Origin of the sequence: Jonquetella sp. BV3C21, assembly GCF_000468895.1 — a bacterium.
GTDB classification, from domain to species: domain Bacteria; phylum Synergistota; class Synergistia; order Synergistales; family Dethiosulfovibrionaceae; genus Jonquetella; species Jonquetella anthropi.
In genome coordinates, this window is the sequence record NZ_AWWC01000015.1 from 1 (window position 1) to 1699 (window position 1699).

At 60.0% G+C, this 1699-nt stretch carries 2 protein-coding genes; both read left to right on the top strand.

All coding sequences use genetic code 11. The annotated features are described in order from the left end of the window. Positions 1 to 987 (top strand): ABC transporter ATP-binding protein (locus tag HMPREF1249_RS03665; protein WP_021775842.1); only part of this gene is annotated, 987 nt, incomplete at its 5' end. A 5-nt stretch (positions 988 to 992) separates the two neighbouring features. Continuing rightward, positions 993 to 1699: ATP-binding cassette domain-containing protein (locus tag HMPREF1249_RS03670; RefSeq protein ID WP_021775843.1), on the top strand; the 707-nt coding region annotated here is incomplete at its 3' end.

Below are 1699 nucleotides of genomic sequence, written 5' to 3' on the forward strand. Positions count from 1 at the left end.
GACGCCACCCCGCTTCTCGACATTCGGGACCTGACCATTCACTACATCACCGAGTCCGGCGACGTCCACGCCGTCGAGGGGCTGAACCTGCAGCTCGGCCACGGCGAGACTCTGGGATTCGTCGGCGAGACCGGCGCGGGCAAAACGACCACCGCCCTCGGCATCATGCGCCTGCTTCCCACGCCGCCGTCCAAGATCCAGTCCGGAGAGATCTACTTTGACGGCGAAGACCTGCTGAAAAAGAGCGAGCACCAGATGCGCGAGATCCGCGGCGACAAAATCGCCATGATCTTCCAGGACCCGATGACCAGCCTCAACCCGGTTATTCCCGTCGCCGAGCAGATCGCCGAAATGATCGAACTGCATCAGAACTTGAGCAAAAAAGAGGCGCTCGAGAAAGCCGGCGACATGCTGGAACTGGTGGGAATCCGCCGCGAACGCTGCGGCGACTACCCGCACCAGTTCTCCGGCGGAATGAAACAGCGGGTCGTCATCGCCATCGCCTTGGCGTGCAACCCGGCGCTGCTTATCGCCGACGAACCCACCACCGCCTTGGACGTCACCATTCAGGCTCAGGTGCTGGAACTGATGAAACAGCTGCGGGTCAAGTTCAACACGTCGGTCATCCTCATCACCCACGACCTCGGCATCGTGGCAGAAATGTGCGACAAAGTCGCCATCATGTACGCTGGCCGGGTCGTCGAGTACTCGGACACCCTCTCGCTCTACACCAAGCCGCGGCACCCGTACACCGAAGGGCTCTTCAACTCCATCCCCGACTTGGACGAAGACCAGGACGAACTCAAAGTCATTCACGGACTCATGCCCGACCCGACTGACCTTCCGCCCGGCTGCCCGTTCCATCCCCGGTGCCCCTACGCCGTCGACCAATGCACCAAAATTGAGCCTCAGATGGTAGAAGTCGCTCCGGGCCACTACGCCGCCTGCCCGATTCTCAATCCCACAGCAGGCGTGAAGGGAGAGTGACGGCCATGACGGAAATCATGAAAGAACCAGCAGCCGCTCCCCATACCCCCATGGTGGAAGTCAACCACCTGAAAAAGTACTTCAAGACCAAACGAGGCCTGCTTCACGCCGTAGACGACGTCAGCTTCAGCATCGAACGGGGCGAAACGCTCGGCCTCGTTGGCGAATCGGGCTGCGGCAAAAGCACCCTCGGGCGCACCATGATCCGGCTGCTGGACGCCACGTCCGGAGAAGTCAAATTCGACGGCCGCGACATCCTCAAGTTCAGCAAATCAGAAATGAAAGAAATGCGGAAGAAAGTCCAGATCGTCTTCCAAGACCCGTACTCGTGCCTCAACCCGCGGCTCAGCGTCGCCGACCTCATCGCTGAACCGCTCATCGTCAACAAAGTGTACAGCAGCAAAAAAGCCATGAACGACAGGATCTTGGAGCTCATGGACACCGTCGGGCTTGCCCGCCGTTTGATCGGCACCTACCCGCACGAACTGGATGGAGGCCGCCGGCAGAGAATCGGCATCGCGCGGAGCTTAGCGCTCAACCCGGACTTCATCGTCCTTGACGAACCGGTATCGGCGCTGGACGTATGCATACAGGCGCAGGTACTGAACCTGCTGTGCCAGCTACAGCGCGACAACGGGTACACGTACGTCTTCATCTCCCACGACCTGAGCGTGGTTAAACACCTGAGCGACCGGATAGCGGTCATGTACCT